General features: G+C 52.2%; 15 protein-coding genes. 4 read left to right on the plus strand and 11 right to left on the minus strand.

Going from position 1 to position 13,306, the window contains the following annotated elements:
* The first annotated feature begins 14 nt into the window (after positions 1 to 14).
* The 3 genes from QVF59_RS16315 to QVF59_RS16325 all read left to right on the plus strand — a co-directional run bounded on the left by QVF59_RS16315 (position 15) and on the right by QVF59_RS16325 (position 3,178).
* Entirely contained in the window at positions 15 to 1,439 is a 1,425-nt protein-coding gene (locus tag QVF59_RS16315; protein WP_287881308.1) for an EAL and HDOD domain-containing protein, read from the plus strand.
* Between the two features lie 207 nt (positions 1,440 to 1,646).
* Entirely contained in the window at positions 1,647 to 1,952 is a 306-nt protein-coding gene (locus tag QVF59_RS16320; RefSeq protein WP_338024031.1) for an acyl carrier protein, read from the plus strand.
* A complete protein-coding gene (locus QVF59_RS16325) occupies positions 1,949 to 3,178 on the plus strand; it encodes a beta-ketoacyl-[acyl-carrier-protein] synthase family protein (protein ID WP_287881309.1) in 1,230 nt (409 codons plus the stop codon). Before QVF59_RS16320 ends, QVF59_RS16325 begins: the two co-directional genes overlap by 4 nt.
* A 55-nt stretch (positions 3,179 to 3,233) precedes the next feature.
* Here the strand turns inward: QVF59_RS16325 and alkB are convergent, their stop codons facing one another.
* From alkB to QVF59_RS16340, 3 genes are all read right to left on the minus strand, one after another.
* Complete coding sequence (alkB, locus tag QVF59_RS16330) at positions 3,234 to 3,878, minus strand: DNA oxidative demethylase AlkB (RefSeq protein ID WP_287881310.1); 645 nt, start codon at positions 3,876 to 3,878, stop codon at positions 3,234 to 3,236.
* 18 nt (positions 3,879 to 3,896) lie between these two features.
* Positions 3,897 to 4,973 (minus strand): bifunctional DNA-binding transcriptional regulator/O6-methylguanine-DNA methyltransferase Ada, encoded by a 1,077-nt coding sequence (gene ada / locus QVF59_RS16335; protein ID WP_287881311.1) that lies wholly within the window; start codon positions 4,971 to 4,973, stop codon positions 3,897 to 3,899.
* A gap of 169 nt (positions 4,974 to 5,142) precedes the next feature.
* Positions 5,143 to 6,162, minus strand: a complete 1,020-nt coding sequence (locus QVF59_RS16340) for a porin (RefSeq protein WP_287881312.1) — start codon at positions 6,160 to 6,162, stop codon at positions 5,143 to 5,145.
* A gap of 932 nt (positions 6,163 to 7,094) precedes the next feature.
* Between QVF59_RS16340 and QVF59_RS20860 the strand changes: the two genes are divergently transcribed.
* Entirely contained in the window at positions 7,095 to 7,439 is a 345-nt protein-coding gene (locus QVF59_RS20860; RefSeq protein WP_353851348.1) for a DUF6538 domain-containing protein, read from the plus strand.
* A 129-nt stretch (positions 7,440 to 7,568) separates the two neighbouring features.
* Here the strand turns inward: QVF59_RS20860 and QVF59_RS16345 are convergent, their stop codons facing one another.
* From QVF59_RS16345 to QVF59_RS16380, 8 genes are all read right to left on the minus strand, one after another.
* Positions 7,569 to 8,501, minus strand: coding sequence for an IS5 family transposase (locus tag QVF59_RS16345; RefSeq protein ID WP_287881313.1), 933 nt, complete (start codon positions 8,499 to 8,501; stop codon positions 7,569 to 7,571).
* 128 nt (positions 8,502 to 8,629) lie between these two features.
* Positions 8,630 to 8,959 (minus strand): hypothetical protein, encoded by a 330-nt coding sequence (locus tag QVF59_RS16350; RefSeq protein WP_287881314.1) that lies wholly within the window; start codon positions 8,957 to 8,959, stop codon positions 8,630 to 8,632.
* 2 nt (positions 8,960 to 8,961) lie between these two features.
* Entirely contained in the window at positions 8,962 to 9,861 is a 900-nt protein-coding gene (locus QVF59_RS16355) for a hypothetical protein (RefSeq protein WP_287881315.1), read from the minus strand.
* Between the two features lie 41 nt (positions 9,862 to 9,902).
* Positions 9,903 to 10,166, minus strand: coding sequence for a hypothetical protein (locus tag QVF59_RS16360; protein ID WP_287881316.1), 264 nt, complete (start codon positions 10,164 to 10,166; stop codon positions 9,903 to 9,905).
* Positions 10,167 to 11,074: 908 nt separating this feature from the next.
* Positions 11,075 to 11,434, minus strand: a complete 360-nt coding sequence (locus QVF59_RS16365) for a hypothetical protein (protein WP_287881317.1) — start codon at positions 11,432 to 11,434, stop codon at positions 11,075 to 11,077.
* A gap of 1 nt (position 11,435) precedes the next feature.
* Entirely contained in the window at positions 11,436 to 11,918 is a 483-nt protein-coding gene (locus QVF59_RS16370) for a deaminase domain-containing protein (protein ID WP_287881318.1), read from the minus strand.
* A gap of 38 nt (positions 11,919 to 11,956) precedes the next feature.
* A complete protein-coding gene (locus QVF59_RS16375) occupies positions 11,957 to 12,286 on the minus strand; it encodes a hypothetical protein (RefSeq protein ID WP_287881319.1) in 330 nt (109 codons plus the stop codon).
* Positions 12,280 to 13,306, minus strand: a 1,027-nt coding sequence (locus tag QVF59_RS16380; RefSeq protein ID WP_287881320.1) for a colicin E5-related ribonuclease, incomplete at its 5' end; no start/stop codon positions are given. The genes QVF59_RS16380 and QVF59_RS16375, both read right to left, overlap by 7 nt.

The following is a 13,306-nucleotide window of genomic DNA, read 5'->3' on the forward strand; positions in this document are numbered from 1 at the left end:
AGAGAGAGCAAATCATGTTTAAAAATCTGATTGGCGGTTTGGCCGGTCGTCTTAAAAAAAGCGAAGAGAGTCCGGCAGACGAGATCGCCGCTGTCGAAAAAGAACTGGAAGCCTCGCCGGTCAAGCACAGTGCCGAGCCAGATCCCATTGACCAGTTACCGCCGACGCTGGGCTTTGTCGCCCACCAGCCAGTAATGGATCGTCAGCACCGCGTGGTGGCCTACGAGTTTTTCGTCAAGTCCGGAGCAGCCATGAAAGGAGGCAAGCAACAGGATTTTGACCGCCTGATGCTGACCACTTTGCAAAACATGGAAGTTTTCCGTCTGCTGGCTTACCGCCGTGCACTGGTACATATCTCCATCAGTTCGCTGGCCGAGCCGCTGCTGTTGCAGATGCCGGCCAAGAGTGTGATTTTTGTACTCGAGCCCGACCTGAGCCAGCCGATCAGCGTGGAAATCATGCCTTTGCTGGACGATCTGCGCAGCAAGGGTTTGCGTTTTGCATTGGAACCGGCGGCTTTTGATGGCCAGGTACTGGCAGAGCGCTTGCAGCCAGAGCTGTTCAACCGCATGGACTTCATGCTGCTGGACTTTGCTGCGCCGTCCACCCGCGTATTGGCACCGATTCTGGATCAGTTGCCGCGTCGTTATCCCAATGCACGCTGGATGGCTCGTAATGTCGGTACGGCCGAAGACCTGGATATCTGCCTGCGTGCACCGGGCAGCAACCGTTTTGCATTATTCCATGGCCCCTTTATTGCTACGGTGCGCAGTCTGGAAAGTGGCAAGGTAGACAGCAACCAGACCCGGGTATTGCAGATCATGCGCATGCTGCGCGCCAATGCGGAACCGCGCGAACTGGAAGCCCAGTTCAAGCTGGATTCGGTGCTGTTGTTCAAGCTGCTGCGGTTTATCAATTCCCCGGTTAATGGCTTGTCGCGCAAAGTGCAGACCATTGAAGAAACCCTGCTGCTGCTTGGGCGGGAAACCCTGTTCAAATGGCTGTCCATGCTGTTGTTCACGGCGAAGAAGGAAGACGGAACGGCACTGGCACTGCTGGAGAAATCCCTGATCCGCGCCCGCTTCCTGGAGCGTCTGGGTGCTTATCGTGGTAACAAGCTGGAAGCCGAGCATCTGTTTCTGACTGGAATGTTTTCTTTGCTGGATGTCCTGCTAAACCAGCCCTTTCCCGATGTGTTGGACCCGCTGGAGTTGCCGCCGACCGTGCGTGATGCTGTCGTCGAGAACAAGGGCATGTTCAGTCCTTACCTTGCGTTGGCGTTGGCTTGCGAGCAGGGGGATGACCAGCGTATCAATGCCTTGTGCAAGGTGCTGAATTTTGAAGTGGAACACACCTGCCGCTACTACATCGACTCGGTGGTATGGGCACAGGAAGTACTACGTGAAAGCGATGTGCACAATGATGTAGAAGCTGTCTGAGCCAAACCCGTGGGCCAATAAAAGCCAGCACGGGGTGCTGGCTTTTTGCATGATCGCGTAGAATCATGTAATGACATTATAGTGGTGGACTGGTTACGCCATATTTTGTGCTTTTCCTCGAGTTGGCCAAGCCATCTGTTGCCTGTCAACAACTGGCATAAAACTCGACAAGAAAGACCATAAATTTTCATGGGGTAGCGGCATACAATGGCACCACATGAAAAATACTACTCCATGCGCAATCCCGATGCCGGACTGTGCGGGCAAGGCATTGTGATGAACACTATTGAGCAGATCCAGCAGTTGATTGTTGAAAAATTTGGCGTAAAAGCCGAAGAAGTCCAAGCTGAACGTGCATTGAGCGAGTATGGCCTGGATTCCCTTGGCCAGATCGAGCTGCTGTTCGCCATTGAAGAACACTTCGATGTCTCCATTCCCGAAGAGGAAGCCCATGTGGCCAATCTGCAAGAACTGGCCAACCTGGTTGACCGCCACATGGCAGTCAAGCAATGAAGACGGTTGTTGCCATTACCGGCATCGGTCTGATTTCGCCGCTTGGCAACCGGCTTGACGATGTATTCGGCAAGCTGATGGAAGGCGAGTCCGGAATCCGGCGAGTGGAGAGCGATGTAACCGGTTGCAAGCCTGCAGTCGTTGGCGCGGTGGATTTTGACCCGGCCAACTGGTTTACCCGCTTGCAGATGTCAGGGGTGGATCGTGTCAGCCAGATGGCCGTGGCTGCCGCTACCCAGGCTTTGGAGGATGCTGCGCTTGCCTTGCCGGATGACCGTGAGCAGGTCGGCGTTTATGTCGGTTGTGCCATGGGGGGCAGCACGGCGCTGGACAAGGGTTTCCAGAATTTCTACCAGACTGGTACCAGGGTGTCGCCGCTTTCGGTGATTGCCAGCATGGCCAATGCTCCGGCCGGGCATATCAGCATGCGTTTTGGCATTACTGGTCCGTCGGTGAATTACTCTGTAGCCTGTGCGTCCTCCGCTATTGCATTGGGTGAAGCAATGCGGGCGATTCGCAGCGGCGAAATCAGCCAGGCGATTGCTGGCGGTGCGGAAGCCATGCTGCTGCCCGGTATCATCAACGCCTGGCAATCGATGCAGGTGCTGGCCAGTCCCGAAGGAGAGCATCCCGAACAGGCATGCCGGCCATATGACAAGACGCGCAACGGACTGGTGCTGGCCGAGGGCGCTGCCTTTCTGATCCTGGAGCGCCTGGACGATGCGCTGGCACGTGGTGCCCGCATTTATGCCACGCTGGATGGCTATGCATGTCGCAGTGATGCTGCGCATATCACCAAGCCCGATGTCGCCGGCCAGGTGCGCACCATGCGTGCCGCCATGGCAGATGCAGGTCTTGCTGCGGCGCAGATAGCCTATTGCAACAGCCATGGTACAGCCACCCAGGTGGGTGATGTGGTTGAGTGTGAAGCATTGCAGACTATCTGGGGGGAGAGGACGCCCGGCCTGCAGGTGAGTGCAACCAAGTCCATGCATGGCCATCTGCTGGGTGCAACCGGGGGGCTGGAGACGGCCATCACGGCGCTGGCCTTGCATCGCCGACAGATTCCACCTACGGCAAACTGTCAGCAGCCGGATGAAAACTGTCGGGTGCAGCATGTATTCGGCAAGGGTGTGGCGGCACCGCAGCTGCAGGCCGCCATCAGCAATTCATTTGCCTTTGGTGGCAGCAATGCCAGCCTGGTATTGCAAGCCTACCCGCGCTGATTATCCGGTACTTGAGCAAAAGCCCGCCTAGGCGGGCTTTTTTGTTGCTGGCCGGTCAAGCCCGGCGGAAGGTCAGGCTGATGCGACGACTGCCCAGTAGGGGGTGAGCCCCTGCGGTTAGCGGCATGATGCCATGAAAGCACAAGCGAGCGGGGCCACCGAATACCAGTACGTCCCCATGAATCAGCGGGATTATCTGGCAAGCATCATTGCGCTGGATGCCGCCCAGCATGAAACGTGCAGGCAGCCCCAGTGACAGGGTAACAATGGGTTGTGAGAAATCGCGCTCATCCCGATCCTGATGCAAGGACATCCGGCAGCCCGGCACATAGCAGTTGATCAGGCAGGCATTACTGTCAAACCCGTTGAAACCGGCAGCAGCAGCCCATTGACTCGCCAGCATGGCAAGCCGTGGAGGCATGGCTGGCCATGCCAGGCCACTGTCAGGGTCGGTTGGGGAGTAGCGATAACCACCATGACCGCTGACCCAACCCAAGGCACCGCAGTTGCTCATTGAGACAGACATTGTCCGGCCTCCCGGCGTTTGCATCTGGCGTAATGCAGCTTGTTGCAAAACTGCCTGCACGTCCTGCCATATCTGCTTTTCTTCTTCCAGAGCAAGGCCTGGAAGCAGGGTAATACCTGGAGAGAGCTGCTGCACAGGACGCTGCCAGCTTTCCGGAAACAGCTCATCCTGCATGCTTGAAAATCCTCATTATCAATTGTTTTCCTCACGCTTCAGTAAAGCCTGTTTGCGGGCCAGACCCCAGCGATAGCCGGATAGCTCGCCATTCTGGCGAATGACACGGTGACAGGGAATGGCTACCGCAAGTGTATTGGCGGCACAGGCGCGGGCCACTGCACGGACGGCACTTGGCTGACCTATTTTGGCGGCTAGTTCGGCATAACTCATTGTCTGGCCCGGGGGGATATCGCGCAGTGCTTGCCAGACGCGCTGCTGAAAGGCGGTACCGCGAATATCCAAAGGTAGTTCCAGCCCCAACCGCGGGTTGTCTATCAGTGCGATGACTGCCGCCATCTGCTGTTCGAATGCCTGTTCGTCTCCTTGCAAGTCTGCCTTGGGGAATTGATCCTGCAATTGTTGCAGCAGTATTGCCGGATCATCGCCAAGCAAAATGGCACAGATACCAAGCTGGCTCTGGGCAACCAGAATGGCACCCAGGCTACACGGGGCGATGGCAAAGCGAATGGAGACCTGGCTTCCACCTGCACGGAAGTTGCGTGGAGTCATGCCCAGTCGCTGGGTGGATTCGGCATAGAAGCTGCTGCTGGATTGATAGCCAGCATCATAAATGGCATCGGTAATACTGTTAGCCGTTGCCAGCTTTTGCTGCAGCTTCTGATGGCGAATTGCCATGGCGTATGCGCGTGGTGTCAGTCCGGTTGTTTTCTTGAACAGGCGGTGAAAGTGATAAGGGCTCATGCCAGCCTCGCTTGCCAGTACCTGCAGGCTGGGGGCTCCATCCAGCACGGAAATATGCTGGCAGGCTTGGGTAATCAGGTCGGCCTGCCGCTGCTGGGGAGATGCTTGATCGGGCGTGCAACGCAGGCAGGGGCGAAAGCCGGCGGCACGGGCGGTGTGACCATCAGCAAAGAACACCACGTTTTCCGGTTTGGGCAGGCGCGACGGGCAGCTGGCCCGGCAATAAATGCCGGTCGTGCGGACTGCATAGACAAAGTGTCCGTCTGCGGCTGTACTGCGTTGCAATACCAGTTGCCAGCGCGGGTCTTGTGCGATGGAAGAGGCTTTTTGCTGAGTGCTGGATGGTGGCATGGTGAGCTGCTTTCCTTGGGGGTGACTGACTATGGCAGCAAATACCAGTACAGACACCATGTGGATTGCGCTCAAATTCTAGCAGTGGGAAAACCTGGCTGCATGCATAAAAAAGGCCTGCATGATGCAGGCCTGAAGGGATTCACTGACTCGAGGGAATACTAGCGGATCAGAAGCTCTTGGACAGGCCGATGAGCTCGCCATTGCGAGCACTGCCGCCTGCTTGTGGCTTGTCATGTGACAGCTCGATGTAGGCCATGGTGTGCTTGCTCAGGTTGTAGTGCAGCAGCAGGTTGACGTATTTCTCCGTGCCTTGTACCAGCGCGGGCGAATTGTCCTTGCGAACCCCGGTTTGCAGGCCAAGCTGGGTATTGCCGATGGTGTAGTAGGCATACAGCGAGGTTGCGTTGATCACGCTGTCATCGGCCAGCTTGTTACGCTGGTATTCCACGGCCAGTTCCAGCGTATCAATCGGCTTGTAGTTGGCCGTCAGGTGTAGCTGGCGGTTGCTGCCCAGCTGGCTGGTGTTATTGGCATTGCTGTTGGTGGTGTTGCTGGAGGCACCATAGTTGGCGGATACCGTCCAGTTGCCGCCACTAAAGCCTGCCAGTACCGAGTAACGGTTGGTGCCGCTGTTGCTGCTTGTTTTGTTTTCATCGGTGGAGAACTGTACGCCACCATAAAGGCCACCCAGATTACCCGGCAGGTCGTAGCGGACCATATTGTTGCCGGTCACCCCGCCATACCAGCCCAGATGGTTGTCCGGGCCAGCCCATACGCTGTAATCGAACTTGCCGTCCTCGACGTTGCCGGTACCCTTACCGGCGCGAATCATACCGAAGCTGCCTTTCAGGCCGACAAAGCTGTCATCGCTGGCAAAGATGTTGGCCTGCTTACCCATTTCATCGTAGCCACTACCTGTAGGAGAGAAACGGTTATTTACCTGGAAAATGGCGCTCAAACCATTGCCCAGATTTTCTTCGCCATTGAAATTGATCTGACCACGTCCTGCCACATTGGTAGTGGATGCTGCTGCGGGATTGGTGGTGTAGCCCCAGGCGCTATTTGCCGCTGCGCTGTATTGCAGTACGCCGGCACGGACGAAACCGGAAATGGTGACACCATCATCAGCATGAGCGTAACCGGCGCAGGCAGCCATCACCGCCAGAGCAATAAGTTTGTTTTGCATCTTGTCTTCTCCAATTGTCTCGTTTGTTGTTTTGCTACTTCATTGCTGGTTGGTGTTCGGTATTTATTCCGGACTTAGCCACCGCAAAAGCAGGGACATTGTTAATTTCTGTGTTATTTATGGTCAAATTCATTTTATGTAGTGTGTTTGCTACATACTTGCACTGATGTATGTAGTAATTTAACTACATAAATTAAAGGTGGAATGTGGCACGCAGGAGGTATTTGTTACTAGGAAATGTCAGAAAATTAGATATAAAAGCACTTATTTATTAATGTTGGTATGTTGCAACAATGTGGCATTTTCTGCTGAATTTTCGCTTATTATTGAATTTATGCTGCATGTGCACATTAATATATGAAAATTATCAATTACCTTTTCTGAAAGAAACTGGCTTTAAAGTGACGGTTTTATTTAAAGTGAGGATGCTAGATCGCTAGCTGGCACGGCGGTGTGGCCAGCCTTGCCCTGATCTGGAGCGTAATCTCCCAGCTCGGTTACGATGCCTGTTGAACCCTGCATGTAGCTGGTGCAGAGCATGAGAATTGCGGTGGGAGATGTCGCAAGGAATCGGCGCAATAAAATTGCGCGACATGGACGTACGCGTCAGTCAGGAGGAATCGGCTGGGGCGATAGGTTTGAGGCTACGTACTTGTTGTGTCAGGACTGGCAGCCAGATTGTGCTGGGAATGGGAGTGTGGCTGCAGCGGCATTGTGCATCCGTAGCGGGCTGGAAAAGCCAGAAACAAAAAGCCCCAAGTCTTGTAACAAGAGCTTGGGGTATTTGGAGTGTCTGGCGGAGAGGGAGGGACATTCCGCCATGGGTCGATCAACTCCATGAAATCATTGAAATAATGGTGTCGAAGGCCATCTACGTGTGGTAAAACCGTGTGGTAAAACCGTGTGGTAAATCAATTTCACACGCAATAGAAATGGCCTACCTAGAAAGACGGCGTAACCTCTGGTACGCAGTGCTGACCGTTCCCGCTGATGTACGCGAGAAGCTCGGCAAACTCCGCTTTGTGCAATCCCTTGGGACTCCACTCAAGAACACTGCCGAGCGTGAAGCAGCCCCCTTGATTGCCAAGTTGAAAGCCCAGATTGCGGAAGCCAGAGGCAATGCGAACGCACTGACCGAGGAAGCCCTACGCTGGCAGCGGCACCTTGACCTTCAGACCCAATCGGCCAAAGGGGGATCCATTCCACGGAGTGCTACACATCACCAAGAGCAAGAAAACCGACGCCAAGCAAGGCGCAAACTTGCCTTATACCCCTGAGGAAGTCGTCAAGCTGTGGGCCGCTGCACGTAAGCGAAAGGTATGTGAAGGGCAACAAGAATGATGCAAACGATGGGCTTTGTTGCACAAATCAGCCGCAGGTCGCACTACCCCAATCCCCAGACGGACTTATCCCATGCGGACCGTTTGCGGCGTGCCCAGTGCTGTGAAGCGATTTAGAATCGCTGCACAGATTTGAAGCTCCGCCACCTGCCGGTCAAAGTCCCGTGACTTAACTCGGTCTGCCAGCAATTTGAAACAGTGAATCTTCGTTTCGACCAGACTGCGGCGATGGTAGCCGCTCCACTTTTTCCAGAGTGTGCGCCCTAGATACTTCACTGAGCGTAGCGACGCATTGCGAGCCTGATTGCCCAGTGAACTCCCTTTCCAGAATTGGCCGTTTCTGCGCGGGGGAATGATGGCCGCCGCCCCACGCTCTGCAATCGCTGCGTGACATAGGCGTGTGTCGTACGCCCCATCCGTGGTCACTGTCACCAGTCCCTCTGCCGCCGGAATTTGCGATAGCAACTCTGGCAGCAGAGTGGCATCTCCAGTGCGATTGTCGGTCACTTCCATTGCCCGGATTTCCAGCGTTTGCGCATCAATTCCCAGATGCAGTTTACGCCATTGGCGGCGGTAGTCAGCGCCATGCTTTTTCACCTTCCATTCGCCTTCGCCCATCATCTTGATGCCGGTGCTATCCACCAGGAGATGCAGACACCCCTGCTTCTTCTGCACCGGGATGCGCACCTGCAGGTCTTTCTGCCGACGGGAAAGCGTACTGAAGTCGGGAACGGCCCAGTCAAGTCCAGCCAGGCGCAACATACTTTTGACCATGCCTGTGGCTTGGCGTAGCGCCAGGCCAAAGAGGCATTTGATGGTGAGACAGAACTGGATGGCAGCATCGGAAAAAGTTGGCTGCCGTCCCCGCCTGCCGGTAGCCGGTGCCAACCAGTTCATGTCTTTGTCGAGCCAGAGAAGGAGCTGCCCTCGTTGCTTGAGGGACTGGTTGTAGGACTGCCAGTTGATGGTTTGGTACTTGGGAGGAAGGGGCTTGCTCATGCGGTCATTCTACCGGACGAACGCAAGCCCTGATTTGTGCAACAAAGCCGTTTTCAATTGTATTAACGTCGGGCTGGCCGCCTTAGCTGCGGATTTTGCTGCGCTAGCAGGGCGAAAAGCAAATTAGATTAAGGATTTGAAATTATTTTATACACCCCGGGAGCCGTCCAGCTGATTGATTTGAACTCGCAATTCAATTTTCCAATCTCTTTGTAGTACTTCACCAACTCTTCAGGACTCCAGTCCTTTCCTGAAGAAAATAATGCACCCTTTGATATTAAATATTTAACAATGATTTGCCGATGTTCATCTGATTCAATATCAATGCATAATTTTTCAGCATTGGGCTGAAATCCAAATTTCAGTAAATCATTAATTAGCAAATTGTTTCCTGTCGATACTACCGCGCTTGAGCCTGCAATATCATTAACTACAATATATCCATTCAACGAATTCATATCTATTGAACCTTCACGTTTAAAATTGTCTTTACGGTTGCCGTATCCGTCGTTGGTATTGATTGAATAACCATTTCAGGCGAGCCGCTAGGAAGATGATTGCCTGCTCCCATGAAGTATTCATTTCCAGAAAGAGGGCTGTTCGGCTGCATCTTTTGAATTGAATCAACCTGACGAACCTTGAAGCCATTTTGCAACGAGCCCGGCTGAAGTCCCATGTCAACCTCTATTTGCGCTGCTTGTGATTTTGTTATGGTAGTGCTCGACACGCCAGAGATGTTGCCAAAGTAATTATTAATAGTTATTTGATCTGTCACATACGTACCATGTCTGCCGATGGTGGGATAACTATCCCAAGCAATTGGACTCAAGTTATAACCAGTGTCCGATTGCAACATTTGAGCCTGTCGTAGCTGTGCGGCTTGCACAGTTGGTGAAACCGTACTGGCGGACTGTTTAACTATGCTTTGCACGCTAGGGTTTGCAGCCGCCCCAGACAGCACCTTACCATCCGCTCCCAGCTCTGACCATACCAGCTTCCCTGCGTTGCTCTCAGAACCAGCCGTCTTTGTCAGAGTGCCAAACGCACCACTTGTACCAAGTGCAGCCAGGCCATCCAGAACTACATTACCCAGCGCCTTGGCACCGGTGATTTCAGCAGCGAAGGTGAATGCGTTATTGCTGGCATCCCCTTGTTCATGCTGGATATTGGTTGTGACTGCGTTATTGCCAATCTGGTTGAGGGTGGTAATTTCTTTCTGCGTCTCAGCAATCTGCGCATTGATGTTATTACTTTGCTGCTTATTAAACTGATTACCTTTATCTATATTAGCCAGCCAGCTCGGCTTGTAAGGTACATTTGCAACTTGTTTCGCAGAGGATTCAGCATTTTTGACAGACAAAAGCCCTGCCGATAGGCAGGGCTTTTGTTAAATTAAAAGACTCACTTTCCGAACAACTCAATTAGCAATTTGGTTAGCTTCGGTGTAGACTTCGCTGTCTGTGCAAGCTGATCAAACGAAATTTTGCTAAGCCTTTCCCAATACAGATCAATCCACATCTCTGAGACTGCAGCCAACTCCACAATCCCTCGTAGCTTAAGGTCTTCGTAGTAACAGCTAGCAAGCACTTCCCTTGAAAAGTTGCGGTCACTTCGCTGCACCTCGGAAATAACGCCCTGTATAAACTGCACATCAGTAGCACTCATCAGTTACTCCATCCCGGAACAATCCACTGACGTGAAAATGAATTTGTCGTTCCCGTGAATTGTCTAAAGCCACCATATCCCCACTTCGGATAGGAACTGGTGTAGTACTCCCATCCACTTGTGGCGCTACCCCAGGCCGGCCGTGGGACCGTGGGGTTGATCAATGCGCTGGTAGGGATTTTCAACATAACTTGCGGCGAACTAGGCATTTGCGCCCCAAGCATGTGTTCTCCCCCATTAGCACCAACATCAAGTGAGAAGTAGGTCGGCGACCCACCGCGTCCGGTGATCGCTCCCTGAGCCTCATAAATGTTGATCATGTCTGCATTTACGCCACGATATACATAGCCCTGCGCACTCAAATCTTGGGTCAGTAAGCGGTTGTAATTACTTGCTACGAGCTCATCAATCCGCCCCATGCGTGTGGCAGACCCGGTATCAACGGAGATGTAAGCAGAAATTTTCCGTAGCGCGCTAGTCTCGGTGTCAACAAATGACGGAAAATTTGAGATGGTATTATTGATACTATTGCTATTAAGTGCCGAACCCGTCCACCGCAATACTGCCTGACCAAAAAAAGCCCCAAGAATACCTCCATAATCTCAACACACATTACGCCGCCCCATAAAGGGGCGACAAACCCGCACCATGTAAGCATTTCAGCCAAAGTCAAACCGTAATACATTTTGTAAGACAAATAACGGCACGGGTTTGCAGGGTGGAGGTTTTTTTCGACCTGCGCATGATGGAAATGATGACGCAAACCGAGTAGGCAGCAAAAAGCCCCAACAAGGAGGGGCTTTTTGCCAAATCTCCGCGACTTAAACGATGAGGTTTGAACAGTTCTTGCAATGAAATTTCTCAAGACTGTAATTAAATTTTCTAGATTAACACTGAGTTAATAGCGCTCAGATGAACTTGAGAATCTTGAGGTCATGCTGAAACGCTTCAGCCTCATCGACAGGAATGTTAACGAGAAGATTTTCTAGACTGTGCTCGGCAAGCTTATCGACAATCAACTGACGAGTAAGATGGCACCATTCTGAATGCCACCCGCCGGATAGAACTAAAAGAATGACCCTCCACATCAGGTCTTCAATAGGGCGCTGGAAGCCGTCTTCAAAGTCGTAATCGATATATCCAATCACTTCCAAATGCGACATTCCCATAGTTATTCCCCGATCTCTACAAAAATCGAAATAACTGTTCAACGCCCACTCCTTGAGCATCTGATATGTCACCCGATCTTCGCTATAATATGCCGCCATTTCACTGTCCGATTTTTGTGGGTAGAATTACTTTTCCGTTGTTGTCAAAGACATTAACCGTAATGTTTGGATACTTGGCTCTGAACAGGTCAATCACGTTTGAGCAACTTGCGCACGGAGTGCGCTCAGTTAACAAATTAATCGTCCCTGTAGCTGCTGTATTGTCCCCAATTTGCGCAGCAACGTTATTCAGAATTTTCGCTTCAGAGTCTACGTTGCGCAGTAATTGAACCGGCGATGCGCCTCCGGTTGATACAACAGTACTCGGAAATGTCTCTGGAACCAATCCAACGAATCCATTGGAAATCTGTGTGGCAGTTGGCACATCCACTCTGCTAGACGCCGCCATTGTCGGCTGAATGCCGGGGATGTCAATCTGTGCAACGCCCATGTTGCCACCAGACCTTGACGCTGATGGCAATGTTGCCCGCAGGTCAGCAATTTGTGTTGCCAGTGCGGTCTGTGTCTCCGCAAGATTTCCCACTGCACTATTTGCAGCTTGAGCCGCGGAGTTTGCAGAACCTACCTTATCAACACAAACTCAAACTCGACACTAGAGTCATCAAAATTTGATACAAAATCTCTAGCGATTGATGCTGATTTTTCTTTAAAATGTATTTTGTCTAATTTCATCAATTCAGAAAAATCTATAATGGCCTCCATATTAGGCGTTCTTGAGCTTCCTGTTACATTAAATCCTTCCACCCCAAGAATGCCAAAATCGTTTTTTTCGCAATAACTTATTAATCTCATGCAATCATCTTGATTAAACAATGGAACATTGCCAATCCATCGTGTAGGTAAGCCAATTTCATCCAGCGAGATGCCGTAGAATTTATCTTTATTTACCATGGTGCTTTCCATGTTGGGTCATTTTTATCTGACACTTGAACAATTTGCCCTGTCCTGTCATTCCGCACAACATATGAACCATCGTTTGCAATATATCCAGTAGCTGGATCATTGAGTCGAGTTCCAGCCACTGGATCAAATCGAGTATCTTTAGTTATTACTGTTTTTGCTGGATTGCTGATGGTTGAATTTATCTCAGCTTCCGTCCAGCCACGGCCAGCCATTTGTTTGGCAATTTTTGGTTCTATCACAGTAGAAACGCTACTTGCCATCGAGTTTGCAGACGGCCCCTTCAACCCAACCAGCCAACCAAAATCACCCAATGCCAGTTTGCCAACATCCAGCACACTGCCATAGCGCAACGCAGCATTGCGGACAGCGCCTCCCGCGTGGTCATTGGCGCACTCTACCGTACTGCAGCTTAGGCGTGCCATCAATAGGCTATTGGCTACTTCAGTAACACACTGACTATTGGCTTTGCAGATGGTGGAAACATCTGCCATCGCCTTGTTGAATGTGGCGTCAAATGCGGCTTGATATTCCGGGCTAAAGTCGTTTCTGCGGTTACTTTCTTTGACAGCTGCCGTAATCAAGCCATTTTCGCACGCCGATTTCGAGCCGCCACTTAGCGTACCGCATTGAGACTGAAGCTTTTTGCCCAGGGTGTTGATTTCCTTGGGCGATAAGGTGTTGTTCAACACCTCATTATTCGCCACCTGTCCACCCGTCACCGCCCCAGCCGAATTTCCAGTGGTCAAGCCCCCCGCCAGCGTGCCGGTGAGGGTGGTGAGGGCAGCCACGGTTTGTTTTTGTTCTTCGCTCAGTTCGGCTACCGTCTTGCCGGGGTAGAGCTGGTTCATCACCAAGTCTGCGGTAATGGGAGCGATGCCGCCTCCCACTGCGCCCGCAGTGGTGTTCTGGCCTTTGGCGGCGGCCAGTAGTGCGCCCAGCGCGGCGTGGGCCATGGCGTTGGCGGCCAGGTTGGTGTTGCCGTCGGCGTCGGTGGTCATCTGCTTGACC

The sequence above is a fragment of the Aquitalea sp. genome (assembly GCF_030150775.1).
Taxonomy (GTDB): domain Bacteria; phylum Pseudomonadota; class Gammaproteobacteria; order Burkholderiales; family Chromobacteriaceae; genus Aquitalea; species Aquitalea denitrificans.

Excerpts from the sequence above, each read along its gene's own strand:
- QVF59_RS16315 (WP_287881308.1), top strand. The coding sequence starts at position 15 with ATGTTTAAAAATCTGATTGGCGGTTTGGCCGGTCGTCTTAAAAAAAGC.
- QVF59_RS16320 (WP_338024031.1), top strand. The coding sequence starts at position 1,647 with ATGGCACCACATGAAAAATACTACTCCATGCGCAATCCCGATGCCGGA.
- QVF59_RS16325 (WP_287881309.1), top strand. The coding sequence starts at position 1,949 with ATGAAGACGGTTGTTGCCATTACCGGCATCGGTCTGATTTCGCCGCTT.
- alkB (WP_287881310.1), bottom strand. The coding sequence starts at position 3,878 with ATGCAGGATGAGCTGTTTCCGGAAAGCTGGCAGCGTCCTGTGCAGCAG.
- ada (WP_287881311.1), bottom strand. The coding sequence starts at position 4,973 with ATGCCACCATCCAGCACTCAGCAAAAAGCCTCTTCCATCGCACAAGAC.
- QVF59_RS16340 (WP_287881312.1), bottom strand. The coding sequence starts at position 6,162 with ATGCAAAACAAACTTATTGCTCTGGCGGTGATGGCTGCCTGCGCCGGT.
- QVF59_RS20860 (WP_353851348.1), top strand. The coding sequence starts at position 7,095 with ATGGCCTACCTAGAAAGACGGCGTAACCTCTGGTACGCAGTGCTGACC.
- QVF59_RS16345 (WP_287881313.1), bottom strand. The coding sequence starts at position 8,501 with ATGAGCAAGCCCCTTCCTCCCAAGTACCAAACCATCAACTGGCAGTCC.
- QVF59_RS16350 (WP_287881314.1), bottom strand. The coding sequence starts at position 8,959 with ATGAATTCGTTGAATGGATATATTGTAGTTAATGATATTGCAGGCTCA.
- QVF59_RS16360 (WP_287881316.1), bottom strand. The coding sequence starts at position 10,166 with ATGAGTGCTACTGATGTGCAGTTTATACAGGGCGTTATTTCCGAGGTG.
- QVF59_RS16365 (WP_287881317.1), bottom strand. The coding sequence starts at position 11,434 with ATGGCGGCATATTATAGCGAAGATCGGGTGACATATCAGATGCTCAAG.
- QVF59_RS16375 (WP_287881319.1), bottom strand. The coding sequence starts at position 12,286 with ATGGTAAATAAAGATAAATTCTACGGCATCTCGCTGGATGAAATTGGC.